The 25,005-nt window shown below is 72.3% G+C and carries 19 protein-coding genes; 13 read left to right on the top strand and 6 right to left on the bottom strand.

Annotated features, from left to right (window positions below; translation table 11 throughout):
- Positions 1 to 49: 49 nt before the first annotated feature.
- A complete protein-coding gene (gene hrpA / locus TPA0908_RS17895) occupies positions 50 to 4,045 on the top strand; it encodes an ATP-dependent RNA helicase HrpA (RefSeq protein ID WP_281939423.1) in 3,996 nt (1,331 codons plus the stop codon).
- A gap of 20 nt (positions 4,046 to 4,065) precedes the next feature.
- Here hrpA and TPA0908_RS17890 read toward each other — a convergent pair whose 3' ends face one another.
- Positions 4,066 to 4,557, bottom strand: a complete 492-nt coding sequence (locus TPA0908_RS17890; RefSeq protein WP_281939421.1) for an FBP domain-containing protein — start codon at positions 4,555 to 4,557, stop codon at positions 4,066 to 4,068.
- Positions 4,558 to 4,624: 67 nt separating this feature from the next.
- Between TPA0908_RS17890 and TPA0908_RS17885 the strand changes: the two genes are divergently transcribed.
- Positions 4,625 to 5,203 (top strand): TetR/AcrR family transcriptional regulator, encoded by a 579-nt coding sequence (locus TPA0908_RS17885; RefSeq protein ID WP_281939419.1) that lies wholly within the window; start codon positions 4,625 to 4,627, stop codon positions 5,201 to 5,203.
- Here TPA0908_RS17885 and TPA0908_RS17880 read toward each other — a convergent pair.
- Positions 5,200 to 6,138 carry a LysR family transcriptional regulator gene (locus TPA0908_RS17880; RefSeq protein WP_281942596.1) on the bottom strand — a complete coding sequence of 313 codons (939 nt, stop codon included), beginning with the start codon at positions 6,136 to 6,138 and terminating at the stop codon, positions 5,200 to 5,202. The genes TPA0908_RS17885 and TPA0908_RS17880 overlap by 4 nt on opposite strands.
- A 29-nt stretch (positions 6,139 to 6,167) precedes the next feature.
- Here TPA0908_RS17880 and TPA0908_RS17875 point away from each other — a divergent pair, with 29 nt between their 5' ends.
- The 8 genes from TPA0908_RS17875 to TPA0908_RS17840 all read left to right on the top strand — a co-directional run bounded on the left by TPA0908_RS17875 (position 6,168) and on the right by TPA0908_RS17840 (position 14,773).
- Positions 6,168 to 6,899 (top strand): succinate dehydrogenase cytochrome b subunit, encoded by a 732-nt coding sequence (locus TPA0908_RS17875; RefSeq protein ID WP_281939418.1) that lies wholly within the window; start codon positions 6,168 to 6,170, stop codon positions 6,897 to 6,899.
- Between the two features lies 1 nt (position 6,900).
- The gene (locus TPA0908_RS17870) at positions 6,901 to 8,835 is read left to right on the top strand and encodes a fumarate reductase/succinate dehydrogenase flavoprotein subunit (RefSeq protein WP_281939417.1); all 1,935 of its coding nucleotides are present in this window, start codon (positions 6,901 to 6,903) and stop codon (positions 8,833 to 8,835) included.
- Positions 8,832 to 9,593 (top strand): succinate dehydrogenase/fumarate reductase iron-sulfur subunit, encoded by a 762-nt coding sequence (locus TPA0908_RS17865; protein ID WP_281939416.1) that lies wholly within the window; start codon positions 8,832 to 8,834, stop codon positions 9,591 to 9,593. Before TPA0908_RS17870 ends, TPA0908_RS17865 begins: the two co-directional genes overlap by 4 nt.
- Before the next feature lie 518 nt (positions 9,594 to 10,111).
- Entirely contained in the window at positions 10,112 to 11,296 is a 1,185-nt protein-coding gene (locus TPA0908_RS17860; RefSeq protein ID WP_281939415.1) for a zinc-dependent alcohol dehydrogenase, read from the top strand.
- Positions 11,293 to 12,117 (top strand): SDR family NAD(P)-dependent oxidoreductase, encoded by an 825-nt coding sequence (locus tag TPA0908_RS17855; protein WP_281939413.1) that lies wholly within the window; start codon positions 11,293 to 11,295, stop codon positions 12,115 to 12,117. The genes TPA0908_RS17860 and TPA0908_RS17855 overlap by 4 nt, the downstream gene beginning before the upstream one ends.
- A gap of 83 nt (positions 12,118 to 12,200) precedes the next feature.
- A complete protein-coding gene (locus tag TPA0908_RS17850; RefSeq protein WP_281939411.1) occupies positions 12,201 to 13,346 on the top strand; it encodes an MBL fold metallo-hydrolase in 1,146 nt (381 codons plus the stop codon).
- 108 nt (positions 13,347 to 13,454) lie between these two features.
- Positions 13,455 to 14,123 (top strand): sugar transferase, encoded by a 669-nt coding sequence (locus tag TPA0908_RS17845; protein ID WP_281939409.1) that lies wholly within the window; start codon positions 13,455 to 13,457, stop codon positions 14,121 to 14,123.
- 5 nt (positions 14,124 to 14,128) lie between these two features.
- Positions 14,129 to 14,773, top strand: a complete 645-nt coding sequence (locus TPA0908_RS17840; RefSeq protein ID WP_281939407.1) for a NeuD/PglB/VioB family sugar acetyltransferase — start codon at positions 14,129 to 14,131, stop codon at positions 14,771 to 14,773.
- Positions 14,774 to 14,780: 7 nt separating this feature from the next.
- On the opposite strand, the gene TPA0908_RS17835 is transcribed toward TPA0908_RS17840, so the two are convergent.
- Positions 14,781 to 16,292 carry a deoxyguanosinetriphosphate triphosphohydrolase family protein gene (locus TPA0908_RS17835; protein WP_281939405.1) on the bottom strand — a complete coding sequence of 504 codons (1,512 nt, stop codon included), beginning with the start codon at positions 16,290 to 16,292 and terminating at the stop codon, positions 14,781 to 14,783.
- A 45-nt stretch (positions 16,293 to 16,337) separates the two neighbouring features.
- Positions 16,338 to 17,600: a nucleotide sugar dehydrogenase gene (locus TPA0908_RS17830; RefSeq protein ID WP_281939403.1), complete on the bottom strand. Its 1,263-nt coding sequence runs from the start codon at positions 17,598 to 17,600 to the stop codon at positions 16,338 to 16,340.
- Positions 17,601 to 17,771: 171 nt separating this feature from the next.
- On the opposite strand from TPA0908_RS17830, the gene TPA0908_RS17825 reads away from it, so the two are divergent.
- On the top strand, positions 17,772 to 20,264 hold the full coding sequence (locus TPA0908_RS17825) for a Tex family protein (RefSeq protein ID WP_281939401.1): 2,493 nt from the start codon (positions 17,772 to 17,774) through the stop codon (positions 20,262 to 20,264).
- 276 nt (positions 20,265 to 20,540) lie between these two features.
- On the top strand, positions 20,541 to 20,927 hold the full coding sequence (locus tag TPA0908_RS17820; protein WP_374709248.1) for a hypothetical protein: 387 nt from the start codon (positions 20,541 to 20,543) through the stop codon (positions 20,925 to 20,927).
- On the opposite strand, the gene TPA0908_RS17815 is transcribed toward TPA0908_RS17820, so the two are convergent.
- Together TPA0908_RS17815 and TPA0908_RS17810 are read right to left on the bottom strand one after the other, a co-directional pair.
- Positions 20,890 to 21,897, bottom strand: coding sequence for a DUF389 domain-containing protein (locus tag TPA0908_RS17815; RefSeq protein ID WP_281939397.1), 1,008 nt, complete (start codon positions 21,895 to 21,897; stop codon positions 20,890 to 20,892). The genes TPA0908_RS17820 and TPA0908_RS17815 overlap by 38 nt on opposite strands.
- Positions 21,898 to 21,961: 64 nt before the next feature.
- Positions 21,962 to 23,029: a glycosyltransferase gene (locus tag TPA0908_RS17810; protein WP_281939395.1), complete on the bottom strand. Its 1,068-nt coding sequence runs from the start codon at positions 23,027 to 23,029 to the stop codon at positions 21,962 to 21,964.
- Between the two features lie 275 nt (positions 23,030 to 23,304).
- On the opposite strand from TPA0908_RS17810, the gene TPA0908_RS17805 reads away from it, so the two are divergent.
- The gene (locus TPA0908_RS17805) at positions 23,305 to 24,864 is read left to right on the top strand and encodes a hypothetical protein (RefSeq protein ID WP_281939394.1); all 1,560 of its coding nucleotides are present in this window, start codon (positions 23,305 to 23,307) and stop codon (positions 24,862 to 24,864) included.
- The last annotated feature ends 141 nt before the right edge of the window (positions 24,865 to 25,005 follow it).

Genomic DNA, 25,005 nt, shown 5'->3' with positions numbered 1-25,005 from the left:
GGTAACCCGGGAGCGGTCCGCCGCGCGGCTGCCTATCCTTGGCGACGACATGCAGAATCCAGCCGTACCCGCCGCTCCCGAGACCACCCGCGACCTGCACCGCCGCCTCGGCCCCCTGATGTTCCGCGACCAGCGCCGGCTCCAGCGGCGGCTCGACGGCGCGCGGAAGCTGCGGAACCCGCAGCGGCGGGAGGCGGCGCTGGCCGAGATCGGGGCCGAGGTGGCCCGCGCCGAGGCGCGCCTGGCGGCCCGGCGGGCCGCGGTGCCGACCGTCACCTACCCGGCACAGCTTCCGGTCAGCGAGCGCAAGGACGACATCGCCGCCGCCATCCGGGACCACCAGGTGGTGATCGTGGCCGGCGAGACCGGGTCCGGCAAGACCACCCAGCTCCCGAAGATCTGTCTGGAGCTGGGGCGCGGTGTCACCGGCCTGATCGGGCACACCCAGCCGCGGCGGCTGGCCGCCCGGACGGTCGCCGACCGGATCGCCGAGGAACTCGGCACCGAGCTGGGCGGCGTGGTCGGCTACAAGGTCCGCTTCTCCGACCAGGTGGGCGAGAACAGCCTGGTCAAGCTCATGACCGACGGCATCCTGCTGGCCGAGTTGCAGACCGACCGGATGCTCCGGCAGTACGACACGTTGATCATCGACGAGGCGCACGAACGCAGCCTGAACATCGACTTCATCCTCGGCTACCTGCGCCAGCTCCTCCCCCGCCGGCCCGACCTCAAGGTGGTCATCACCTCGGCGACCATCGAGACCGACCGGTTCGCCAGGCACTTCGCCGACGCCGACGGCAACCCGGCGCCGGTGGTGGAGGTCTCCGGTCGCACCTACCCGGTGGAGGTACGGTACCGGCCGCTGGTCGAGGTCACCGAGGCCGACGGGGAGGACGAGGCCGACGAGGAGAACGTCCGGGACCAGATCCAGGCCATCGGCGACGCGGTCGAGGAACTGGCCGCCGAGGGGCCGGGCGACATCCTGGTCTTCCTCAGCGGCGAGCGGGAGATCCGGGACACCGCCGACGCGCTCGGCAAACTGGTGCAGTCCAGACGCTCGTTGCTCGGCACCGAGATCCTGCCGCTCTACGCCCGGCTCTCCACCGCCGAGCAGCACCGGGTCTTCGCCCCGCACGCCGGCCGCCGGGTGGTGCTGGCCACCAACGTCGCGGAGACCTCGCTGACCGTCCCCGGCATCAAGTACGTGGTGGACCCGGGCACCGCCCGGATCTCCCGCTACTCCAGCCGGCTCAAGGTGCAGCGGCTGCCGATCGAGCCGGTCTCGCAGGCCAGCGCCAACCAGCGCAAGGGGCGCTGCGGGCGCACCTCCGACGGCATCTGCGTCCGCCTCTACGACGAGTCGGACTTCGACTCCCGCCCGGAGTTCACCGACCCGGAGATCCTGCGTACCAACCTCGCCTCGGTCATCCTCCAGATGACCGCGATCGGGCTCGGCGACGTCGCCGCCTTCCCGTTCATCGACCCGCCGGACCGGCGCAACGTGACCGACGGCGTCAACCTGCTGCACGAGCTGGGCGCGCTCGACCCGACCGAGGCCGACCCGGCGAAGCGGCTGACCGCGCTGGGCCGGCGGCTGGCCCAGCTCCCGGTCGACCCGCGGCTGGCCCGGATGGTGATCGAGGGCGAGCGCAACGGCTGCGCCACCGAGGTGGTGGTGATCGCCGCCGCGCTCTCCATCCAGGACCCGCGCGAACGGCCCGCCGACCGGCAGGCCCAGGCCGACCAGGCGCACGCCCGGTTCGCCGACAAGGAGTCGGACTTCGTCGCGTACCTCAACCTGTGGCGGCACCTGCGGGAGAAGCAGCGGGAGCTGTCCTCCAGCGCGTTCCGCCGGATGTGCAAGGCGGAATACCTCAACTACCTGCGGGTGCGCGAGTGGCAGGACATCGTCAGCCAGGTGCGCCAGGTGCTGCGTACCTCGGAGAAGGGTGAGGGCCGGCGCGGCGCCGGCGCGGACCTGCCGGAGGAGATCGACACCCCGAAGGTGCACCAGTCGCTGCTGCCCGGCCTGCTGTCCCACCTCGGGCTCAAGGACGCGCAGAAGCACGAGTACCTCGGCGCGCGCGGCGCGAAGTTCGTGATCTTCCCCGGCTCGGCGCTGTTCCGGAAGCCGCCGCGTTGGGTGATGGCCGCCGAGCTGGTCGAGACGTCCCGGCTCTTCGGCCGGGTGGCCGGGCGGGTCGAGCCGGAGTGGGTCGAACCGCTGGCCCAGCACCTGGTCAAGCGCAGCTACAGCGAGCCGCACTGGGAGAAGAAGCAGGCTGCGGTGATGGCCTACGAGAAGGTCACGCTCTACGGCATCCCGCTGGTCACCTCCCGCAAGGTGAACTTCGGTCGGATCGACCCGGCGCTGAGCCGGGAGCTGTTCATCCGGCACGCGCTGGTGGAGGGCGACTGGCAGACCCACCACCAGTTCTGGCGGGACAACCAGAAGCTGCTGACCGAGGTCGAGGAGCTGGAGAACCGGGCCCGGCGGCGCGACATCCTGGTCGACGACGAGACCATCTTCGCCTTCTACGACCAGCGGATCCCCGCCGACGTCGTCTCCGGCCGGCACTTCGACACCTGGTGGAAGAAGACCCGCCGGGAGCGGCCGGACCTGCTCACGTTCACCCGCGAGCTGCTGGTCAACGCCGGTCGCGGCGGCGTGGACGAGGAGGACTACCCGGACGAGTGGCGGGCCGACGGCGTCACGCTGCCGCTGACGTACACGTTCGACCCGACCGCGCCCACCGACGGCGTCACCGTGGACATCCCGCTGCCGCTGCTCAACCAGGTGCCGGCGGAGAGCTTCGACTGGCAGGTGCCGGGGCTGCGCGAGGAACTGGTCATCGCGTTGATCCGCTCGCTGCCCAAGCCGGTCCGGCGCAACTTCGTGCCGGTGCCCGACTACGCGCGGGCGGCGCTGGCCGCCATCACGCCCGGCGAGGAGCCGCTGCTGGCCGCGCTGACCCGGCAACTGCGCCGGATGACCGGGGTGACCGTGCCGCCGGACGCGTGGGACGTGGGCAAGCTGCCGTCGCACCTGCGGGTCACGTTCCGGGTGCTCGGCGACGACGACAAACCGGTCGCCGAGGGCAAGGACCTGCCGGCGCTGCAACGCCGGCTCCGCCAGGAGGTACGCCAGGTCGTCGCCGCCGCCGCGCCGGACGTGGCCCGCAGCGGGCTCACCGAGTGGTCGATCGGCAGCCTGCCCCGCACCATCGAGCAGGTGCGCGCCGGTTTCGCGGTGACCGCGTACCCGGCGCTGGTGGACGAGGGCGCGACCGTCGGGGTGAAGGTGTTCGACTCCGCCGGCGAGCAGGAGGCCGCGCACTGGGCCGGCACCCGTCGACTGCTGCGGCTGACCATGCCGTCGCCGGCGCGGTTCCTTCAGGGGCGGCTGAGCAACGAGGCGAAGCTGGCGCTGTCCCGCAACCCGCACGGCGGGGTGCCGGCGCTGATCGAGGACGCCACCGGCGCCGCCATCGACAAGCTGATGGCGGACGCGGGCGGCCCGGCCTGGGACGCCGACGGCTTCGCCGCACTGCGTGAGCGGGTCCGCGCCGACCTGGTCGACACCGTGGTCGAGGTGATGGCCCGGGCCCGGCAGGTGCTGGCCGCCTCGTACGCGGTGGAGCAGCGGCTCGGCGCCACCCGCAACCTGGCCGTGGTGGCCGCGCTCGCCGACATCCGCGCCCAGCTCACCGGCCTGGTGCACGCCGGCTTCCTCACCGAGGCCGGCTACGCCCGCCTGCCCGACCTGCTGCGCTACCTGACCGCGATCGAGCGCCGGCTGGACCGGTTGCCCGGCAACCCGCAGCGCGACAAGCAGCAGCAGGACCGCATCGCCGTGGTGCAGAAGGAGTACCAGGACATGCTGGCCGCGTTGCCGCCGGCCCGGCGCGGCTCGACGGCGGCCCGCCAGATCCGCTGGATGATCGAGGAGCTGCGGGTGAACGTGTTCGCCCAGGCGCTCGGCACTCCGTACCCGGTCTCCGAGCAGCGCATCTACCGCGCCATGGACGACGCCGAAGCCCGCTGACCCCCGCTCGCGGCGTGCGGTCAGGTGGTGACGCGGGTGATGAAGGCGGTGAGGTGCGACACGGTGCGGTCGATCTTCTCCGCCAGGGTCAGTGACTCGGGCAGGCGGCCGCCGGGGCCGGCGTCCTTGCGACCGCGCAGGTACAGGGAGCAGGCGAGGTCGTCGCAGAGGTAGATGCCCACCGAGTTGCCCTGCTGCCCGGCCTTGCCCGCCTTGCGCGCGACCATCAGGCTGACGCCGCCGGCCGGGTTGGTCAGGCACACCGAGCACATGTTGCGGCGCTGCTGCCGAGGGCCGGGGCTGGGGCGGCGCAGCGCGAGGCCGGTCGGTCGGCCGTCCACGGTGGCGACCAGGTAGGCCCGGTCGGACGCCTGGGGATCGCGCCAGCCGAGGTAGTCGAGGTCGGCCCAGGGGCGGGCGTCGAGGTCGCGGGGCACGTGCATGCGCTTCGCCTCACCTCTGGTGCAGTTCACGAACGCGGCCCGGATCTCGGGTTCGGTAAGCGGGGTCATACACCCGAGGGTAATTTTCCTAAAGGTATTAGGCAAAGGCATAATGAGCTTTGGTGAGGGGAGGCACATGGGGCGCGTGGGACTCAGTCAGGAGCGTCTGATCCGGGCCGGGGCGGAGCTGGCCGACGAGGTGGGCTTCGACCAGGTGACCGTGTCGGCGCTGGCCAGACGGTTCGGCGTCACGGTCGCCAGCCTCTACTCGCACGTCCGCAACTCCCAGGACCTGCGGACCGGGATCGCGCTGCTCGCGCTGGGCGAACTCGCCGACCGGGCCGCCGACGCGCTCGCCGGGCGGGCCGGCAAGGAGGCGCTGACCGCCTTCGCGAACGCCTACCGCGACTACGCCCACGAGCACCCGGGCCGCTGGGCGGCGGCCCAGTTGCGGCTCGATCCACCGACCGCCGCCGGCAGCGCCGGCGTCCGGCACGCCCAGATGATGCGGGCGATCCTGCGCGGCTACTACCTGCCCGAGCCGGACCAGACGCACGCCGTCCGCCTGCTCGGCAGCGTCTTCCAGGGCTTCGTCGGGCTGGAGATGGGGGGCGGCTTCGACCACAGCCCGCCGGCTCCGCCGGAGAGCTGGGCGCGGGTCCTGGACGCCGTCGACGCCCTGCTGCGCACCTGGCCCACGGCCGCCGCCAGCTAGGCCAGCGGCTCCACGCCGGCCGGGAGCCGGTCGGTGGCGGTCGCGTCGTGCACGTACTCCAGGAGGATCCGGCGCAGCTCGCGGCCGGCGTGGGTGGGCACCACGTCCCGGCGGCGGGCCACCGCGATGGTACGGCGCACGCCGGGCGGCGCGAGCCGGGTGACCCGGATGCCGGGCCGGCGGGCCACCACGATGCCGGGCACCAGCGCGACGCCGAGCCCGGCCTCGACGAAGCTGAGCACGGCGTCCATCTCCCCGCCGTCCACCGACAGGGCCGGCTCGAAGCCGGCCGCCCGGCACGCCTGGAGCGTGGCGTCGCGCAGGTCGTAGCCCTCGCGGAACATGACGAGCGGCTGGTCGCGCAGGTCGGTGATGCGCAGCTCGCCGCCGGTCGAGACGCCCGGCAGCGGGTCGACCGAGGCGACCACCAGGCTCTCCCGCAGGATCGGGTCGACGCGCAGCCCCGGGTCGGCGCCGCCGGACGGCATGATGATCAGCGCGAGGTCGAGGTCGCCGCGGAGCATGTCGCGGACGAGATCCTGCGAGCCGCCCTCCTCGACGCGCAGGTCGACGGTGGGGTGGGCGTCGCGGAACCGGCGCAGCACCGGGGGCGCCAGCGAGGTGGCCAGGCTGGGCGTGGCCCCGAGCCGGACCCGCCCCCGGCGCAGCCCGACCAGCTCCTGCACCTCGCGGGTCGCGGTGTCCACGTCGGCGAGGATCCGCTTGGCCAGCGGCAGCAGCACCTCACCGGCCGTGGTGAGCGTGATGTTGCCCCTTACCCGCTCGAAGAGCGGCGCCCCGAGGTCGGCCTCCAGGGCGTGAATTTGCTTACTCAACGAGGGCTGCGTTATGCCGACGACATCGGCCGCCTGGGTGAAATGTCGTACTTCTGCGACCGCAACGAAGTACCGGAGCTGATGGAGCTGCATCTCTATAGCTTACGGCTATCAAGACTGTGATTTCGATGCATTGGACGCCTGATCGAAGTGCTCCTAGCGTCGGTCGTGTGGTAATCACGAAAACTCGGTCGCCCATCCGCTCGAACGTCGGCCTCAAGGCCGTCATGGCGGTGACGGGCATCCTCCTGGTGCTGTTCCTGATCGTGCACATGCTCGGGAACCTGAAGATCTTCACGGGCGAGACGTCGTTCGACCACTACGCGCACTGGCTCCGGGACCTCGGCACGCCGCTGCTGCCCACCACCTGGTACCTGTGGATCCAGCGCGCCGTCCTCACCGTGGCGGTGCTCGCCCACATCGGCGCGGCCGTCGTCCTCGCCATGCGCGCCCGGGCCGCCCGCCCGGTGGCGTACGCGCACCGGCGGAAGATCCACGTGAACTACGCGGCCCGCACCATGCGCTGGGGTGGTGTGATCATCCTGCTCTTCGTGATCTACCACATCCTGGACCTGACCACCGGTCACCTGAACCCGCAGGGCGACCCGGCCAACCCGTACGGCAACGTGGTCGCCGACTTCGCCCCGGAGCGCTGGTACGTCACCCTCTTCTACACGCTCGCCATCGTGACCCTCGGCTTCCACCTGCGGCACGGCGCGTTCAGCGCGTTCCGCAGCCTCGGCCAGCAGACGCCGCGGGTCGAGCGCCGGGCCCGCGCCGCCGCGCTCGTCTTCGCCGTCGTGCTCTGCGCCGGCTACCTGGTGGTCCCGTTCGCCGTACTCACCGGATTGGTGGCCTGACATGGATCTCTACACCGATGGCGACCCGATCGCCGACACCCGGGCCCCGGACGGCCCGGTCGAGACCCGGTGGGACCGCCACCGCTTCCAGATGAAGCTGGTGAACCCGGCCAACCGCCGGAAGCTGACCGTGATCGTGGTCGGCACCGGCCTGGCCGGCGGCTCCGCCGCCGCGACGCTGGCCGAGCAGGGCTACCACGTGAAGTCCTACTGCTACCAGGACAGTCCGCGCCGGGCACACTCGATCGCCGCCCAGGGCGGCATCAACGCCGCCAAGAACTACCGCAACGACGGCGACTCGGTGCACCGCCTCTTCTACGACACGGTCAAGGGCGGCGACTTCCGCTCCCGGGAGTCGAACGTGCACCGGCTGGCCGAGGTCTCGGTCAACATCATCGACCAGTGCGTCGCCCAGGGCGTCCCGTTCGCCCGCGAGTACGGCGGCCTGCTCGACACCCGCTCGTTCGGCGGCGCCCAGGTGCAGCGCACCTTCTACGCCCGGGGCCAGACCGGCCAGCAGCTCCTGCTCGGCGCGTACCAGGCCCTCGAACGGCAGATCGGCCTGGGCAACGTGGAGATGAACGCCCGCCACGAGATGCTCGAACTGGTGGTCGTCGACGGCCGGGCGCGCGGCATCGTGGTCCGCGACATGGTCACCGGCGAGATCAGCACCGAGATGGCCGACGCGGTGGTGCTCGCCTCCGGCGGCTACGGCAACGTCTTCTACCTCTCCACCAACGCCAAGGGCTGCAACGTCACCGCCTCCTGGCGGGCGCACCGCAAGGGCGCGTACTTCGCCAACCCCTGCTACACCCAGATCCACCCGACCTGCATCCCGGTCTCCGGCGACCACCAGTCGAAGCTGACGCTGATGAGCGAGTCGCTGCGCAACGACGGCCGGGTGTGGGTGCCGAAGGCCAAGGGCGACGACCGCGGCCCGCGGGACATCCCCGAGGCCGAGCGGGACTACTACCTGGAGCGGATCTACCCGTCCTTCGGCAACCTGGTCCCCCGCGACATCGCCTCCCGCGCCGCGAAGAACGTCTGCGACGAGGGACGCGGCGTCGGCCCCACCGGCCTCGGCGTCTACCTCGACTTCGCCGACGCCATCGACCGGCTCGGCCGCAAGGCCATCGAGGCCAAGTACGGCAACCTCTTCGAGATGTACGAGCGGATCACCGGCGAGGACCCGTACGAGGTGCCGATGCGGATCTACCCCGCCGTGCACTACACGATGGGCGGCCTCTGGGTCGACTACGACCTCCAGTCGACCATCCCCGGCCTGTTCGTGATCGGCGAGGCGAACTTCTCCGACCACGGCGCGAACCGGCTCGGCGCCTCGGCGCTGATGCAGGGCCTGGCCGACGGCTACTTCGTGCTGCCGAGCACCCTCGCGAACTACCTGGCCGCCAACCCGATGGAGAAGGTCGACGCCAGCCACCCGGAGGCGGTCGCGGCGCGTACCGACGTCGAGGACCGGATCGCGCGGCTGCTCGCGGTCGACGGCGACCGCACGGTGGACTCGTTCCACCGGGAGCTGGGCCAGATCATGTGGGAGCACTGCGGCATGGAGCGCTCGGACGCCGGGCTGCGCAAGGCCATCGCCGAGATCCGGGCGCTGCGCGAGCAGTTCTGGCAGCGGGTCCGCGTCCCGGGCGACGGTGAGGGGCTCAACCAGTCGCTGGAGAAGGCCGGCCGGGTGGCCGACTTCTTCGAGCTGGCCGAGCTGATGTGCATCGACGCCCTGCACCGCGAGGAGTCCTGCGGCGGCCACTTCCGGGCCGAGTACCAGACCCCGGACGGCGAGGCGCAGCGCGACGACGACCGGTTCGCGTACGTGGCCGCCTGGGAGTACACCGGCACCGGCGAGCCCGTGCTGCACAAGGAAGACCTGACCTTCGAATACGTCCACCCCTCGCAGCGGAGCTACAAGTGAACCTGACCCTGCGCATCTGGCGCCAGACCGGCCCCGAGGACAAGGGTCGGATGGTGACCTACCCGGTGCCGGACGTGTCCCCGGACATGTCCTTCCTGGAGATGCTCGACGTGCTCAACGAGCGGCTGATCCTCGACGGCGAGGAGCCGGTCGCGTTCGACCACGACTGCCGTGAGGGCATCTGCGGCATGTGCAGCCTCATGATCAACGGTGAGGCGCACGGCCCGCAGCGCGGCACCACCGCCTGCCAGCTGCACATGCGGCAGTTCTCCGACGGCGACACGATCGACATCGAGCCCTGGCGGGCCCGGGCCTTCCCGGTCATCAAGGACCTGGTGGTGGACCGGAACGCGTTCGACAAGATCATCGCCGCCGGTGGCTACGTCACCGCGCCGACCGGCAGCGCCCCCGAGGCGCACTCCACCCCGGTGGCGAAGGACAACGCCGACGCCGCGTTCTCCTCGGCCGCCTGCATCGGCTGCGGCGCCTGCGTCGCGGCCTGCCCGAACGGCTCCGGCATGCTGTTCACCGCCGCCAAGGTCACCCAGCTCTCGCTGCTGCCCCAGGGGCAGCCCGAGCGCTACACCCGGGTGATCGGCATGGTGGACGCGCACGACGAGGCCGGCTTCGGCGGCTGCACCAACATCGGCGAGTGCGCCTCGGCCTGCCCGAAGGGCATCCCGCTGAACACCATCGGCCGCCTCAACCGGGACTACCTCAAGGCGACCACGAAGCGGGCCGGCACCCCCGGCTCCTGACCCGCCCGGCCTCGAACCCACGCGCGACGCGAGCCGGTCCTGCATGTTTCGAGCCGGCTCCGGCCGGGTCGAAAGGGCGGGCGCGGCCTGGCGGCCGGCGGCGCGGGCGCGGACGGCGCAGTACGTGGAGGGGCGCTCCTCGGTCGCTACAAACTTGATGGCACCGATGCATCGGGGGAGCAGCGGCCGAAGCCCCGGACGCGGTGGCGGGCCATCGGGAACAGCGCGTTCCCACGCCGACTCGCCGGCGTGATGGCCTTCGGCGCCTTGATCCACACCAGCTCGCCGAGGTGGCGGTATCGCACGGGCCGGGATACCGCCATTTCGGCGAGCTGGTGTCGATCATCGTCAGTCCGTCCGGCGGGCGCGGTGAACCACCTGCGCCATCAGGTTTGCAGGGCGCCACTGCCCATCCGAGCGCCCGACGACACGGCCGGGACTCCGCGCGACGGACGCCGGTTCAAGTGATGTCTCGCGGGTAGCAGTCCCATGGACGGCACCGAGGAGGACATTCAGGCATGAAGGCACTGACCTGGCAAGGCAAGCGTGACGTCCGGGTCGAGGACGTCCCGGACCCCCGGATCGAGGAGCCGACCGACGCGATCGTCCGGATCACCTCGACCGCCATCTGCGGTTCCGACCTGCACCTGTACGAGGTGCTCGGGCCGTACCTGAAGCCCGGCGACATCCTCGGTCACGAGCCGATGGGCATCGTCGAGGAGGTCGGCTCCGGGGTGACCCGGCTGAAGAAGGGCGACCGGGTGGTCGTCCCGTTCAACATCTCCTGCGGGCACTGCTGGATGTGTGAGCGGCAGCTCTACGCCCAGTGCGAGACCACCCAGGTGACGGCCGAGGGCAAGGGCGCGTCGCTGTTCGGCTACACCTCGCTCTACGGCTCGGTCCCGGGCGGCCAGGCCGAGTACCTGCGCGTCCCGCAGGCCCAGTTCGGCCCGATCAAGATCCCCGACACCGGGCCGGACGAGCGTTGGCTCTACCTCTCCGACATCCTGCCCACCGCCTGGCAGGCGGTGAAGTACGCGGACACCCCGCCCGGCGGCACACTGGCCGTGTTCGGCCTCGGCCCGGTCGGGCAGTTCTCCGCCCGGATCGGCCGGCACCTCGGCGCCGGCCGGGTGATCGGCCTGGACCTGGTGCCGGAGCGGCTGGAGATGGCCCGCCGGCACGGCATCGAGGTGCTCGACGTCAGCCAGCTCGACGACGTGCCGGGCGCGCTCATCGACCTGGTCGACGGGCGGGGCCCGGACGCGGTGATCGACGCGGTCGGCATGGAGGCGCACGGCGCGCCGGTCGGCAAGATCGCGCAGGCCGCCGCCGGCCTGCTCCCGGACAAGCTGGCCCGGCCGATGATCGACGCGGCCGGCGTGGACCGGCTGGTGGTGCTGCACGCCGCGCTCAAGGCGGTCCGGCGCGGCGGCACCGTCTCGATCTCCGGGGTGTACGGCGGCGAGCAGGACCCGATGCCGCTGATGGAGATGTTCGACCGGGGCATCCAGTTGCGGATGGGCCAGTGCCACGTGCGCCGCTGGGTGGACGAGATCATCCCGCTGCTGGCGGGCGACGACGACCCGCTGGGCGTCGAGGACCTGCGGACCCACCGGCTGCCGCTGGCGCAGGCGCCGCAGGCGTACGAGATGTTCCAGAAGAAGGAGGACGGCTGCGTCAAGGTCGTGCTCGCACCGTGACCCGGACGGTGGTCGTCACCGGCGCGACCAGCGGGATCGGCCGGGCGGCGGCCCGGGAGTTCGCGGGCCGCGGGGACCGGTTGGTCCTCGCGGCCCGCGCGCCCGAAACGCTGGAGCAGGTACGCCGGGAGTGCGCCGACGCCGGCGCGGCGGACGTGCGCGTCGTGCCCACCGACGTCACCGAACCGGGCGCGCTCGACGCGTTGACGGCGACCGCGGTCGCCGGGTTCGGCCGGATCGACGTCTGGGTGCACACCGCCGCCGTGATGGCGTACGGACGCTTCGAGGAGATCCCGGCGGAGGTCTTCGAGCAGGTGGTCCGCACCGACCTGCTGGGCTCCGCCGGGGTGGCGCGGGTGGCGCTGCGGCACTTCAAGGAGGCCGGTCACCTGCCCGGCGTCAACGTCTGCCTGGTCACCCCCGGCAGCGTGGACACCCCGGTCTACCAGCAGGCGGCGAACTACGTGGGACGGATCGGGCGACCACCGCTGCCGATCACCACCCCCGAGCGGGTGGCCCGGGCCATCGCGCACTGCGCCGACAAGCCCCGCCGGGAGATCTCGGTGGGCCGGGTCAACCTGGTCATGCGGGTCGGTTTCACCGCGCTGCCGGCCGTCTACGACGTGCTGGTCGGCCCGCTGATGCGCCTCGGCGGGCTCACCGGCCGGCCGGTGCCGCCGACCGAGGGCGCGGTGTTCACGCCCAACCCGGCCGGCGAGGCGGTCCGGGGCGGCTGGCTGCCCGACCTGTCGCGGGTGGTCCGGACCGTTGGCGGGGCGACCGCGATGGTCGGGTCGGCGGTACGGCGGCGGTTGAGCTGAGTCAGCATCCCCACGCCCGTCGTTCCACGGACGGGGACGGTGGTGGCTACCGTGTACTGCGGGACACGGCGGAGGGGACGAACATGCGGGCACCAACGGAACGCGAACCGGGCACGGCAGGCGGCGGGCGGGGGTGGCGGCTCGCCGGGCTGGCCGCCGTGGCCGGGCTGGCGTGGGCGGCGCGTGACGTGCCGGCCCAGCTCGGCGGCCGGCTCACCGGCGCCCGGGCGGAACGCGCCGCCCGGTCACCGCGGTTCCGCGACGGCACGTTCCACAACCCGACCGGCACGAACGCCACCATGGTCGCCGACCCGGGCCGCAACCTGGTCCGAGAGCTGATCTTCGGCAAGCAGAAGCGGCGGCCGGGCAGCGCCGTGCCGCTGCTGCGCCCGACCGACGCCGCACCCGCCGACCCGGCCGACGAGCTGAACGTGATCTGGTACGGCCACGCCTCCACGCTTGTGGAGATCGAGGGCCACCGGGTGCTGCTCGACCCGGTCTGGAGCGACAGGTGCTCACCGTCGGCGCTGGTCGGCCCGCGACGCATCCACGAGCCGCCGGTCCGCCTCGACGAGTTGCCCCGGCTCGACGCCGTCCTGATCTCGCACGACCACTACGACCACCTGGACATGGCGACGGTCCGGGGGCTGCTGACCCACCAGTCCGCGCCGTTCCTGGTGCCGCTCGGCGTGGGCGCCCACCTGGAACGCTGGGGCGTGCCGGCGGACCGCATCGTCGAGCTGGACTGGTCGGAGCACCACCGGGTCGGTGGCGTGACGCTCACCGCCACCGCCGCACAGCACTTCTCCGGGCGCGGGCTGCGTCGCGACGGCACGCTCTGGAGTTCCTGGGTGGTGGCCGGCGCGCGGCGGAAGGTGTTCTACACCGGCGACTCCGGCTACTTCGACGGCTACGCCACGATCGGCGCCGAGCACGGTCCGTTCGACGTCACGCTCATGCAGATCGGCGCGTACGACCGGGCCTGGCCGAACATCCACATGTTCCCGGAGGAGGCGGTCGCCGCCCACCTCGACGTCCGGGGCGAACTGCTGGTGCCGGTGCACTGGGGCACGTTCAACCTGGCCCTGCACGACTGGTCGGAGCCGGTGGACCGGCTCTGGGCCGAGGCGAAGGCGCGGGGCGCCCGGCTGGCGGTGCCGCGCCCCGGCGAGCGGGTCGTGGTGGACGAGCCGCCGGCGGTGGACGGCTGGTGGCAGGCGATCGCCTGACTTGGCGGAAAAAGACAGACAAGGCACTCTTCGGCCCGTTTTTGCGTACTCTGTTCGCTGACGAGTCAGCGGCCGGAGGACAGCATGCAGGTTCGCCTCTCCCCAGGCGTGGTAGATCCCGCAACACCCACCTCATCCCGGGGCGGCGTCGCGGTCGTCAAGCGGGTCGTCGACGTCGTCGTCGCCTCGACCGCCCTGCTGGTCATGGCCCCGGTGCTGGCCGCGGTGGCGGTCGCGGTGCTGCTCGGCCTGGGCCGCCCGGTGCTCTTCCGGCAACGGCGGATCGGCTGGCGGGGCCGCGAGTTCACCATCGTGAAGTTTCGTTCCATGGCCGGCGGCGGCCCCGCCTTCTCGCCCGACGACGACCAGCTCCGGCTGACCCCGTTGGGGCGGTGGCTGCGGTCCACCAGCCTGGACGAACTGCCCAGCCTCTGGAACATCCTGCGAGGGGACATGAGTTTCGTGGGTCCTCGCCCGTTCCCGACCAGCTACCGCGATCTCTACACACCGGAGCAGTTCCGGCGCCACGCCGTCCGACCGGGGCTGACCGGCCTGGCGCAGGTCAATGGCCGCAACGAGCTCGACTGGGAGAAGCGGTTCGCCTACGACCTCCGGTACGTGGACCACTGGAGCCTCAGCCTCGATGCCCGCATCCTGGCCCGGACGGCGGTGGCCGTGCTCCGCCGGCGGGGAATCAACGCACCTGGCACCGCCACCGCGTACGAGTTCCGCGGCACCGCCCCGGAGCAGCCCGAACCGGCGACGGCGGGACGGTAGCGGCGGTGGGTCTTGACCTCGTCATCGTCGGATGCGGCGGTCACGGTCGGGAGATCGCGCAGGTCGTGGCCGCGGTCAACGCCGCGTCGAACCGGCCGCCCTGGCGGCTGGTCGGCTTCGTCGACGACGACCCGTCGGAGCGGAACCGTAAGCGCGTCGAGTCGACAGGTGTCCCCTACCTCGGGACCGTGGCCACGCTCGGGCACCTGTCGCCGGCGACCCACGTCGTCCTCGGCCTCGGCGACCCACGGATCCGGCGGGTCGTCGGCACGCGGGTCGAACTGTTCGGCCTGCCCGCGGCCAGTCTCGTACACCCGGACGCGACAGTCGGCCCGGACCTGGTGTCGGCCGAGGGTCTGGTGGTGTTCGCCGGCGGCCGGATCACCACCGGAGTCACCGTCGGACGGCACCTGCACGTCAACCAGAACGCCACCCTCGCCCACGACTGCGTGGTCGGTGACTACGTCTCCCTGCACCCTCTCGCGGCCGTCTCGGGCGACTGCCGCCTCGACACCGCAGCGCTGGTCGGAGCGGGTGCCGTGGTGCTGCCGGGCCTTCGGGTGGGGGCCGGCGCGACAGTCGGCGCCGGCGCCTGCGTGGTGCGCGACGTGGCGCCGGGCCTCGTGGTCAAGGGAGTACCGGCCCGCTGAGCGGGCCTCAGAGCACGAACGCGTCGGTCCACAACGCGCCGGAACGCCCGGAGAGCGCGTCCAGCATCGCCACCGCCTGACCGTCGGTGAGCTGCGCGACGAAGTCGACGATGGCCCGGCCCCGGGCCCGACCGATCCGGTCCGGGGTACGCGGGTGCAGCTCGGCCTCGGCCAGCTCCACCAGGTCGTGCAGCCGGCGGGGTAGCCGGGACTCCTCCTCCGGGTCCAGCAGCCACTCCCAGAGCGCCTCGACCAGCGTGTCCAGCAGCCGCGCCTGGCCGCGCTGGTGCAGCGCCAGGTCGGGGCGGGCCAGCACGAACCGGTGGTGGACGAACTTGAGCACCTGCACCTCGTGCCACTGCGCCTTGCCCAGCAGCACGTACCCGGAGCGGACGTCCGGCTCCGGGGTCACCGTGATGGCGTCCACGAAGCGGGTGGACCAGCGGGCGGAGAAGCGGGCGACGTACTGCTCCGCCTCGATCGAGCCGTCGAACGGCAGCGCCAGCAGCCCTTCCACCAGCTCCTCGCGGACGTGCTCGACCGCCGCGGCGAACGCCTCGTCGTCGGCGATCCAGCCGTCCTTGCGGTGCAGTTGGCGACGCAGCCGCTCGATCGCCGTGCCGGGCCGCCGGCCCGCGGTGTCCAGCGCCGAGGCGGTGATCGACCGCAGGTGCCCGCACTCACGTTGCCAGGCCATCAGCTCGGCGGCCACCGCGCCCTGCTGGAGCACCCCGACGCGGTAGAAGTCCTCCACGTCGTGGATGGCGTACGCGATGTCGTCGGCGGTGTCCATCACGGACGCCTCCGGCGTCTGCTGCCAGTCCGGGATCCGCCCGGCGAACGGCTCCCGGGCCGCCCGCAGGTCGTCCAGCTCGGTGCGGTACGCGCCGAACTTCAGCGACCCGCTCTCCGGGTCGTCCGGCGGCGGCGCGGCGCCCCGGGGCGCCGGGTCGAGGTGCCGCGGGTGCGGGTCGGGGTGGTCCAGCCGGGTCCACGGATACTTCAGCATCGCCGCCCGGACCGCGGCGGTCAGGTCCAGCCCGGTGGTCGCGGCGCCGCGGATCTCGGTGCTGGTGACGATCCGGTACGACTGGGCGTTGCCCTCGAAGCCGTCCGGCAGCCCCAGCCGCTGCCGGGCCAGCCGGTCGAGGACCCGCTCCCCCAGGTGCCCGAACGGCGGATGCCCGAGGTCGTGGGCGAGCGCGGCGGCCTCGACCACGTCCGGGTCGCAGCCACCCAGCTTCTCCAGCAGGTCCCGGTGCGCCGGGTCGGCGGTCAGCCGTTCGGCGATCGCGCGGGCCACCTGGGCCACCTTCAGGCTGTGCGTGAGCCGGTTGTGCACCAGCAGCCCGGAGCCGCCCGGACTGATCACCTGGGTGACGCCGTTCAGCCGGGCGAAGAACGGCGAGGCGACGATCCGGTCCCGGTCGGCCCGGAACGGACCGGCGGCCAGGTCGCCGAGCGCCCGGGCGCTGCCCCCGAAGAGTCGCCGGGCCCGTGGATCCGCAGGTGCCTCCATGATCGCCACGCTAGCGCAGCCGTCGACGGTCGGGGCGGGGTGCTCCTAGAGCCGCTCCACGGTCGGTCCCGAACACCGGTTCCGCGCGTCGAAGACGTAGCGGGCCCGGCCGGCCACCATCTCGTAGTCGAAGACGTCGTGGTCGGTCGCGACGATCACCGCGTCGGCGGCGTCGACCTCGTGTTCGGTCAGCGGCACGACCAGCACGCCGGCGGGGATCTGGTGCGGCTCGGCGTACGGCTCGGCGGCCCGCACGTCCGCGCCGAGGTCGCACAGCCGGCGCGCGACGTCCACCGCCGGCGAGTCACGCATGTCGCCGGTGTTCTTCTTGTACGCCAGGCCGAGCATCAGCAGCCGGGCGCCGCTGACCGCCCGGCCGGCCCGGTTGAGGCCGGCCATGATCCGCTGGGTGACGTGCTCGGGCATCTCGTGGTTGACGTCGTTGGCCAGCTCGATGAACCGGAACTGCCGGCCCAGCCGCCGCTTGACCTGCCAGGACAGGTAGCAGGGGTCGATCGGGAGGCAGTGGCCGCCGACGCCGGGCCCGGGCCGGAACGGCATGAACCCGAACGGCTTCGTCTCGGCGGCGTCGATCGCCTGCCAGACGTCGATGCCGAGGTGGTGGGAGAGGATCGTGAGCTCGTTGATCAACCCGAGGTTCACCTGGCGGAACGTGTTCTCGATCAGCTTGGTCAGCTCCGCGACCCGGGTGGACGGCACCGGAACCGTCCGGGCCACGATCCGGCGGTAGAAGCCGTCCACCCGCTCCAGCGCGGCGGCGTCCACGCCGGAGACCACCTTGGGGGTGTTCTCCAGCCGCCAGGTCGGGTTGCCCGGGTCGATGCGTTCCGGGCTGTAGCCGAGGTGGAAGTCCCCGGGCGCCTGCAGTCCGCTGGCCGTCTCCAGGAGCGGGCGCAGCAGTTCCTCGGTGGTGCCCGGGTACGTCGTCGACTCCAGCACCACCGTGGCGCCCGGCCGCACGTACGGGCCGACGTGGTGGCCGGCCTGTTCGACGAAGCTCAGGTCCGGGGTGCCGTCCCGGAGCGGGGTCGGCACCGTGATCACGCAGACGTCGAAGCCCTCGGCGTCGGCGTACTCGGTGCTCGGGCGGTAACGGCCGCTGCCGAGGGCCCGGCCGAGGCGCTCGGCGGGGATGTCCTCCACGTAGGACTCCCCCGAGGCGAGGCGCTTGACCCGGTCGGCGTCCACATCCAGGCCCACCACGTCGAAACCGGCCTCGACGGCGCGCACGGCCAGGGGAAGGCCGACGTAACCCTGACCGATGACGACCACTTTCTCCGTGCTCACCCGGTTCTCCAGACAGGAGTAGAAATTCCTGGTTGGAGGCTAGAGGCACGGTTGGCAGCCCAGGGGCGCTTTCATATTATTCGTCGGCTTTGCCATCGGGCGGCTGCGCGGCTGTCGGCGCCGGCGGGCAGAATGCACGACGAACTCACCGGGAAGAGGCGGAGCAAGATCGTGACTCAGTCTGTGCACCAGCGGATCGCCGAGGAACTCGGCGTCGCCGAGCGTCAGGTGCGGGCGGCCGTGGAGCTGCTCGACGGCGGCGCCACCGTGCCGTTCATCGCCCGCTACCGCAAGGAGGCCACCGGCACCCTCGACGACGCGCAGCTGCGCACGCTCGAGGAGCGGCTGCGCTACCTGCGGGAGCTGGACGAGCGGCGGGCCGCGGTGCTGGAGTCGATCCGCGGTCAGGGCAAGCTCGACGACGCGCTGGAGGCCCAGATCCTGGCGGCGGACTCGAAGTCCCGGCTGGAGGACATCTACCTGCCGTACAAGCCGAAGCGGCGGACCCGCGCGCAGATCGCCCGCGAGGCCGGGCTGGAACCGCTGGCCGACGCGCTCCTCGCCGACCCGGCGCAGGACCCGCGCGCCACCGCGGCCGGCTTCGTCGACGCGGAGAAGGGCGTGGCCGACGCCGCCGCCGCGCTGGACGGGGCGCGGGCCATCCTGATCGAGCGCTTCGCCGAGGACGCCGACCTGATCGGCACGCTCCGCGAGCAGATGTGGTCGCGGGGCCGGCTGGTCTCCCGGGTACGCGAGGGCCAGGAGGCCGCCGGCGCCAAGTTCGCCGACTACTTCGACTTCGCCGAGCCGTACCCGAAACTGCCCTCGCACCGGATCCTCGCCATGTTCCGCGGTGAGAAGGAGGGCGTGCTGGAGCTGACCATGGCCCCGGACGCCGAGGACGACGCCGACACGGTCACCGGGCCCAGCCGCTACGAGGCCGCCGTGGCCGGCCGGTTCGGCGTCAGCGACCGGGGCCGGCCCGCCGACCGGTGGCTGGCCGACACGGTGCGCTGGGCCTGGCGTACCCGGATCCTCATCCACCTCGCCGCCGACCTGCGGACGCGGCTCTGGCAGGCGGCCGAGGAGGAGGCCGTCCGGGTCTTCGCCACCAACCTGCGTGACCTGCTGCTCGCCGCGCCCGCCGGCGCGCGGCCCACCATGGGTCTCGACCCGGGCCTGCGCACCGGCGTCAAGGTGGCGGTGGTCGACGCGACCGGCAAGGTGGTCGCCACCGACACGATCTACCCGCACGAGCCGCGCCGGCAGTGGGACGCGTCGCTGCACACGCTCGCCACGCTGGCCGCGACGCACGGCGTCGAGCTGGTGGCGATCGGCAACGGCACCGCCAGCCGGGAGACCGACAAGCTGGCCGGTGACCTGATCAAGCAACACCCCGAGCTGACGCTGACCAAGGTGGTGGTCTCCGAGGCGGGCGCGTCGGTCTACTCCGCCTCCGCGTACGCCTCGCAGGAGCTGCCGGGGCTCGACGTGTCGCTGCGCGGGGCGGTCTCCATCGCCCGGCGTCTCCAGGACCCGCTCGCCGAACTCGTGAAGATCGACCCGCGTTCGATCGGTGTCGGGCAGTACCAGCACGACCTGTCCGAGGTGAAACTGTCCCGCTCGCTGGACGCCGTCGTCGAGGACTGCGTCAACGCGGTCGGGGTGGACGTCAACACCGCCTCCGCGCCGCTGCTCACCCGGGTCTCCGGGATCGGCGCCGGGCTGGCGGAGAACATCGTGCTGCACCGGGACGCGAACGGGCCGTTCCGCACCCGGACCGAGCTGAAGAAGGTGGCCCGGCTCGGCCCCAAGGCGTTCGAGCAGTGCGCCGGCTTCCTGCGCATCCCGGGCGGCGACGACCCGCTCGACTCGTCCAGCGTGCACCCCGAGTCGTACCCGGTGGTGCGCCGCATCCTCGCCTCCACCGGGCAGGACCTGCGCGCGCTGATCGGCAGGTCCGCGATCCTGCGCGGCCTGCGGGCGACCGACTTCGTGGACGACACGTTCGGCCTGCCCACCGTCACCGACATCCTGGCCGAACTGGAGAAGCCCGGTCGCGACCCGCGGCCGGAGTTCCGCACCGCGACGTTCGTCGAGGGCGTCGAGAAGATCGGCGACCTGACGCCCGGCATGGTGCTGGAGGGTGTGGTCACCAACGTGGCCGCGTTCGGCGCGTTCGTCGACGTGGGCGTGCACCAGGACGGTCTGGTGCACGTCTCCGCCATGTCGCACACGTTCGTCAAGGACCCGCGCGACGTGGTGAAGTCCGGCGACGTGGTCCGGGTGCGGGTGCTCGACGTGGACGTGCCGCGCAAGCGGATCTCGTTGACGCTGCGTCTGGACGACGAGGCGCCGACCGGCGGCGGACGCCCGGCCGGCGGGGAGGGCCGGCGGGACCGCGACGGCCGAGGCGGTGCGGACGGCAGCCGAGGCGGTGCGGGCGGTGGCCGTCCGGGTCGCGGGCAGGCCGGCGGCGGGCAGCGGGGCGGACAGGCCGGCGGGCAGGACCGTGCGCAGGGCGGCGGCGGGCAAGGCGGAGGCGGCGGCCGTCAGCGTGGGGACCGGGGCGGCTCACAGCCGCGTCAGGGGCGCGGCGGTGGCGCCTCCGCGCCGGTCAACGACGCCATGGCGGAGGCGTTGCGCCGGGCCGGGCTGGCCTGACCGTCGCCGGTCGCGGCCCTGTCGAGCTGAGAGCACGAACGACTCAGCTCGACAGCGCCGCGAGGCGGGTGGCACCGCCCACGCCGGGCGGGTACCGCGACCCGGCCAGCACCGCCAGACCCGGCCGGGCACGGCCCACACGCACGGACACCGCCCACACGAGCGGGACCGCCCGACCCGGCGGTCGTGGGGCGCGCGGGCGCGCGGCGCGGGCGTACCCTCGCGGTCGTGGGTGTGGACGACGACGCGCAGTGGCGGGAGCGGCAGCGCCGGGCGATGGCGGCCCACGCGGCGGCCGACGCCCGGGAACGCGCCGCGGAGCAGGCGGAGGCCGCGAAGCTGGTGGCCGCGTTCGCCGCCGAGGCGCGGCGGCGCGGCCTGGCGACCGACCGGCTGGTCGCGACCGCCCACGACGGCCGCGGTCGCTACCGCACCCGGATCACCGGCTGGTACGTGGACCGGGCGCGCAGCCGGGCGGTGGACACCGACGGGCGTTTCTACCTGCTCAGCGTGCCGCCGAGTCTGGGGTCGCGGCTGTTCGGGGCCGAGCCGCCGCCGAGCGCGCCCCCGCTGGTGGTCGGGCGGGGCGGCCGGGACGGCGAGTCCGTTCCGCTGGCGACGCTGCTCAGCCGGCGTCTCGAGGCGGGCGACGACTGGCGGTGACCGGCGTCGGTCGGTCGGCCCGCTGCCGCGGCACCCCCCGCCCGGCCCGCCGCGCCACCCGCCGCCACCAGCACAACTGCACGACCAGCGTGAGCAGCCCGGCCAGCACGATGGCGGCCAGGTTGATCACCAGTTGGAGGGCGGAACCGGCCGCCTCGTGCCACACCCCGTAGCCCGCCGCGACCGCCACGTTCGCGGCCGCCGGGACGGTGGTCACCGAGATCAGCACGCCGACGAGTGAGCCGGACTTCTTCGAGGTCAGTGACAGCATGCCGGCGACACCGGCGAGCAGCCCGACCACCCAGGAGAGCGCGTCCGGACGCCAGATGAAGTCGGTGAGCGGACGCTCGTCGAGCAGCATGTCCCGGCTGACCAGACCGGCCGCGGTGAGCGCCCAGGTGCTCAACACGGTGGCCACCATGGCGACGAGGAAGCCGACGGTCAGGGCCTGCACCGAGCGGCCGACGACGCCGGGCTGACGGCGCAGCAGCGCCACGCAGAGCGCGGCGAGCGGGCCGAACTCGGGGCCGACCACCATCGCGCCGACGATCAGGATGGGCTGGTCGAGCAGCACGCCGATGCCGGCGATCATGGTGGCCACGGTGATCAGGGCGAGGAAGGTGCCGGTGAGCACCGTCTGCTCGCCGGTCTTCGCCGCGATCTCGTCCCAGACCACCGCGTCCTCGCCGTGCCCCGGAGCCTCGTCGGCGGCCCGGTCGGCCGCCGCGGAGAGCGTCAGCTCCACGTCCTCGGCGGCGATCGCCCCGTGCGCCTCGACGCCGAGTTCCCGCAGCTTGTGCAGCACCCCGTCCGCGCTCTCCCGGACCACGTCGCAGGTGACGTAGTCGCCGGCCGGTTCGCGGGCGGCGCCGGGGAGCACCACGAGGTGCGTCACGCCGGGGTCGGCGGCCAACAGGTCGACGACGGCCGACGACCGGTCGGCGGGCGCGATCACCCTCAGGTGCAGCACGGGCAAACTCCAGGACGGCCGGTCGGGATACGGGTCGTCGCACCCTACACCGGGCCGCCGGACATCACCCGACCCCGAGTTCCCGCAGGATCAGCCGGACGTGGAAGTCGACCACGGACTGCCGTTCCCAGCTCCGCAGCACCTGGGCCGGAACCACCACCCGCTTGGCCCGCAGTTGGTCCAGCAGCGCATCCGCCACCGCCTCGGCGCAGGCCGGCACCAACGTGAACCCCGCCTCCACCTGGTCGGCCAACGCGCGGCTGCCCCGGTTCTGCACCGCCACCACCGGCGTGCCGAGGCTGAGCGCCTCCACCTGGGTCATCGGCAGGCCCTCCCGGCCACTGGTGGAGAGCAGCACGTCGGCCCGGGCGAGCTCCGTACCCGGCCGGGAGGTCCACGGACCGACGCTCACCCCCGGCTCGGCCGGTGGTGTCCACGCCCTCTCGCCGGGCGGCGACGACCCCACGATGCGCAGTTCGAGACCGGGCAGGTGGGACCGGGCCCGGCGCCACGCCGCGACCGCCAGGTCGAGGTTCTTGTCCGGGGTGAGGCGGCCGAGCACCAGCACCCGGGGTGGGCGGTCCCTCGGCGCCGCGTCCCCGGCGTCATCGAGGCGCAGTTGCGTCGGGTCCACACCGGCCGCGCCGCACGGCGCCCGGTGGACCCGGCTCCAGGGCGCGAGACGACGGTAGCTGCGCTCGTCCTCCGGGTTCAGCGTGACGTAGGTGGGCGTGCACCACGCGGACGCCGCCTCGGCCACGGTGAAGACGCGGCCGGACAACCCCGGGACGCCGAAGAGGGTACCGCTCACCACCGCCAGGTGGCGGGTCCGGCTGCTGCGGGCGACGAGCCGGCCCACCGCGATGCCGAACGGCGAGTGCAGGTGCAGTAGGGCCGCCCGTTCCTCGCGGACGATGCGACGCAGTTCCCCGGCCGCCCGTACGATCTCCGCCGGTCGCCCCCGGCGGAACGGCGTCACCTCGCGGACGTCGTCGAAGGAAGCCAGCAGTTCGGGGCCGACGGAACCACGCCCGGCCACCGCCACCCGCCGGATGCCACGGTCGGCGAGCGACCGTGCGACGGGCGCGACGATGTTGGTGAGCGTCATGCCGACGCCCGCCACGAAGACCACCGTGCGAGTGGCGGGTCGGCCAGCGGTCGGGGGCGTCGCCGCCGCGGCCCCGGTTGGGATGACGGTGGCCAATTCGGCCCTCCCTGGTGATCGTCACATACGACTCGACCTGGCTGGAGGGTAGAGGGAGAGGTGCGGGCACACGGCCCTTTTCGCGATTTCAGTTCGTCGCAGATTCCCTCACAACTTTCCACGTCTGGTTCCGTTAGCCATACGGCAGGCCGCGTCTGCGATCACGGTCGTCGGTGCGGGAAGGCGGCAGGACGCATACGGGGATGGCGCTGATGATCGGCAACAACGGCATGGAGAGGACCACCAGGGGCGGTGACCCGTGGCTCTTCGCCGTCATCCTGCCCACCCTGATCAGCCTGGTCCTCATCGCATTCGATGCACGACTCCTGCACTGGTACATGATCCCGGTCACCATCTGCGGCATGCTGGTCGCGCCGGACGTGGTGGACTGGGCGGCGCGGCGCCTGGACACGTTCGACCCTCGGGCGCTGGTCGGCCTGTTCGGATTCCACTTCTTCTATCTGGCGCCGATCCTGCACGTCATGCTCGATTACTGGCCCAGGTTCCTGGAACCGCTTACCGACTGGAAGGCCGGGCTCGGCGCGATGGCGACGCTGAACGTGTTGGGCCTGTGTGTCTACCGCGTGGTCCTGAACCTCCGGGTGCCGTCGACACGGAGCCCGCGCGTCGCACGGAAGCTGAACGATCGGGTGTTCGTCCAGCTCGGGTGGCTGGCGTTCGCGGTCGGCCTGGCCGGCTTCGTCGCCGTCATCATCCATTTCGGCGGCCTGAGCGGTTACGTGTCGGCAGCAGCCGACGATCGCGATTCCTTCATCGGCTACGGGTGGTTGCTCCTCATCGGCGAGTCGTTCCCGCTTGTCGGATTCGTCGTGGCGGTGGTGCGCTTCCGGGTGGCACTGACCGGGCGGCCGGCCACCTTGTCCGCACTGTTCCTGGTGTTCGCGATCACGCAGTTCGCCGTCGGCGGCCTGCGGGGCTCACGTAGTAACACGATCTGGCCCCTGCTCATCGGACTGATCGTCGTGCACCTGGCGGTGCGGCCGGTCACCCGACGCGCACTTGCCGCGATGGGCATCTCGTTCCTGGTCTTCATGTACGCCTATGGCGTCTACAAGAGCGCCGGTAGCGAGATCCTGTTCGCCACCAAAGGAACCACCTCGGTCACCGAACTCGGCGACGAGACGGGGCGGACCATGCCGACCATGCTGCTCGGCGACCTCGGCCGGTCCGATATCCAAGCGGTACTTCTTCACCATGAACGGGCCGGATACGCGCCGCTGAGCTACGGCGTCACCTACGTCGGCGCCGCGGCGTTCATGATTCCCGATGCCTCGCGTCCGGAGTGGATGCGCGACAAGGTGCAGGCCGGGACCGACATGCTGATGGGCACAGGCGCCTTCGACTCCGGCTGGCGATCGTCCCGCATCTACGGCCTTGCCGGGGAGGCGCTGCTGAACTTCGGTCCGGCCGGCTCGGTAGCTTCGTTCGCCGTGCTGGCCGCCGTGGTCCGGACAGCCCGCCGCCGTTACCTCGGCGCCCGGTTGAGCAGGGAATCCGGGGTGGCGGTCATGAGTGGCATCGCCGGGGTGATCGTGATCCTTGCCCTCGGCAGCGACCTCGACAATCTGCTCTGGTACCTCGTGAAGACCGCGCTGCCGTTGGTCACCGTCGTCTTCTTCTCCCGCCGAACCCACCACGCCTCTCCACACGATCTCGCTCGCGTCCCGCCACATCCAGCGGGGCCCGTTCGCGACGAACTGGCGGGCCGGCACCGGCGAGCATCGGTCACGTCGGTCGCCTAGCCGCAGGTCCTGATGCCGTCGCAAGCGTCGGGCCGCCACGGGAAGTGGGCCGATCATCTTCGGTTACCCGTTGAGGGAATTATGACCGCTTTCAAGGTATATGTCGGATAAGATCTGTTCATCCTTGCTATGAACCCCCCG

Source organism: Micromonospora sp. AKA38 (assembly GCF_027925725.1).
GTDB lineage: Bacteria > Actinomycetota > Actinomycetes > Mycobacteriales > Micromonosporaceae > Micromonospora.
The sequence above is the reverse complement of the archived record's forward strand: the minus strand, read 5'-3'. Positions and strand labels throughout refer to the sequence as shown.

Excerpts from the sequence above, each read along its gene's own strand:
- hrpA (WP_281939423.1), top strand. The coding sequence starts at position 50 with ATGCAGAATCCAGCCGTACCCGCCGCTCCCGAGACCACCCGCGACCTG.
- TPA0908_RS17890 (WP_281939421.1), bottom strand. The coding sequence starts at position 4,557 with ATGACCCCGCTTACCGAACCCGAGATCCGGGCCGCGTTCGTGAACTGC.
- TPA0908_RS17885 (WP_281939419.1), top strand. The coding sequence starts at position 4,625 with ATGGGGCGCGTGGGACTCAGTCAGGAGCGTCTGATCCGGGCCGGGGCG.
- TPA0908_RS17875 (WP_281939418.1), top strand. The coding sequence starts at position 6,168 with ATGCATTGGACGCCTGATCGAAGTGCTCCTAGCGTCGGTCGTGTGGTA.
- TPA0908_RS17870 (WP_281939417.1), top strand. The coding sequence starts at position 6,901 with ATGGATCTCTACACCGATGGCGACCCGATCGCCGACACCCGGGCCCCG.
- TPA0908_RS17860 (WP_281939415.1), top strand. The coding sequence starts at position 10,112 with ATGAAGGCACTGACCTGGCAAGGCAAGCGTGACGTCCGGGTCGAGGAC.
- TPA0908_RS17850 (WP_281939411.1), top strand. The coding sequence starts at position 12,201 with ATGCGGGCACCAACGGAACGCGAACCGGGCACGGCAGGCGGCGGGCGG.
- TPA0908_RS17835 (WP_281939405.1), bottom strand. The coding sequence starts at position 16,292 with ATGGAGGCACCTGCGGATCCACGGGCCCGGCGACTCTTCGGGGGCAGC.
- TPA0908_RS17820 (WP_374709248.1), top strand. The coding sequence starts at position 20,541 with ATGGCGGCCCACGCGGCGGCCGACGCCCGGGAACGCGCCGCGGAGCAG.
- TPA0908_RS17805 (WP_281939394.1), top strand. The coding sequence starts at position 23,305 with ATGGCGCTGATGATCGGCAACAACGGCATGGAGAGGACCACCAGGGGC.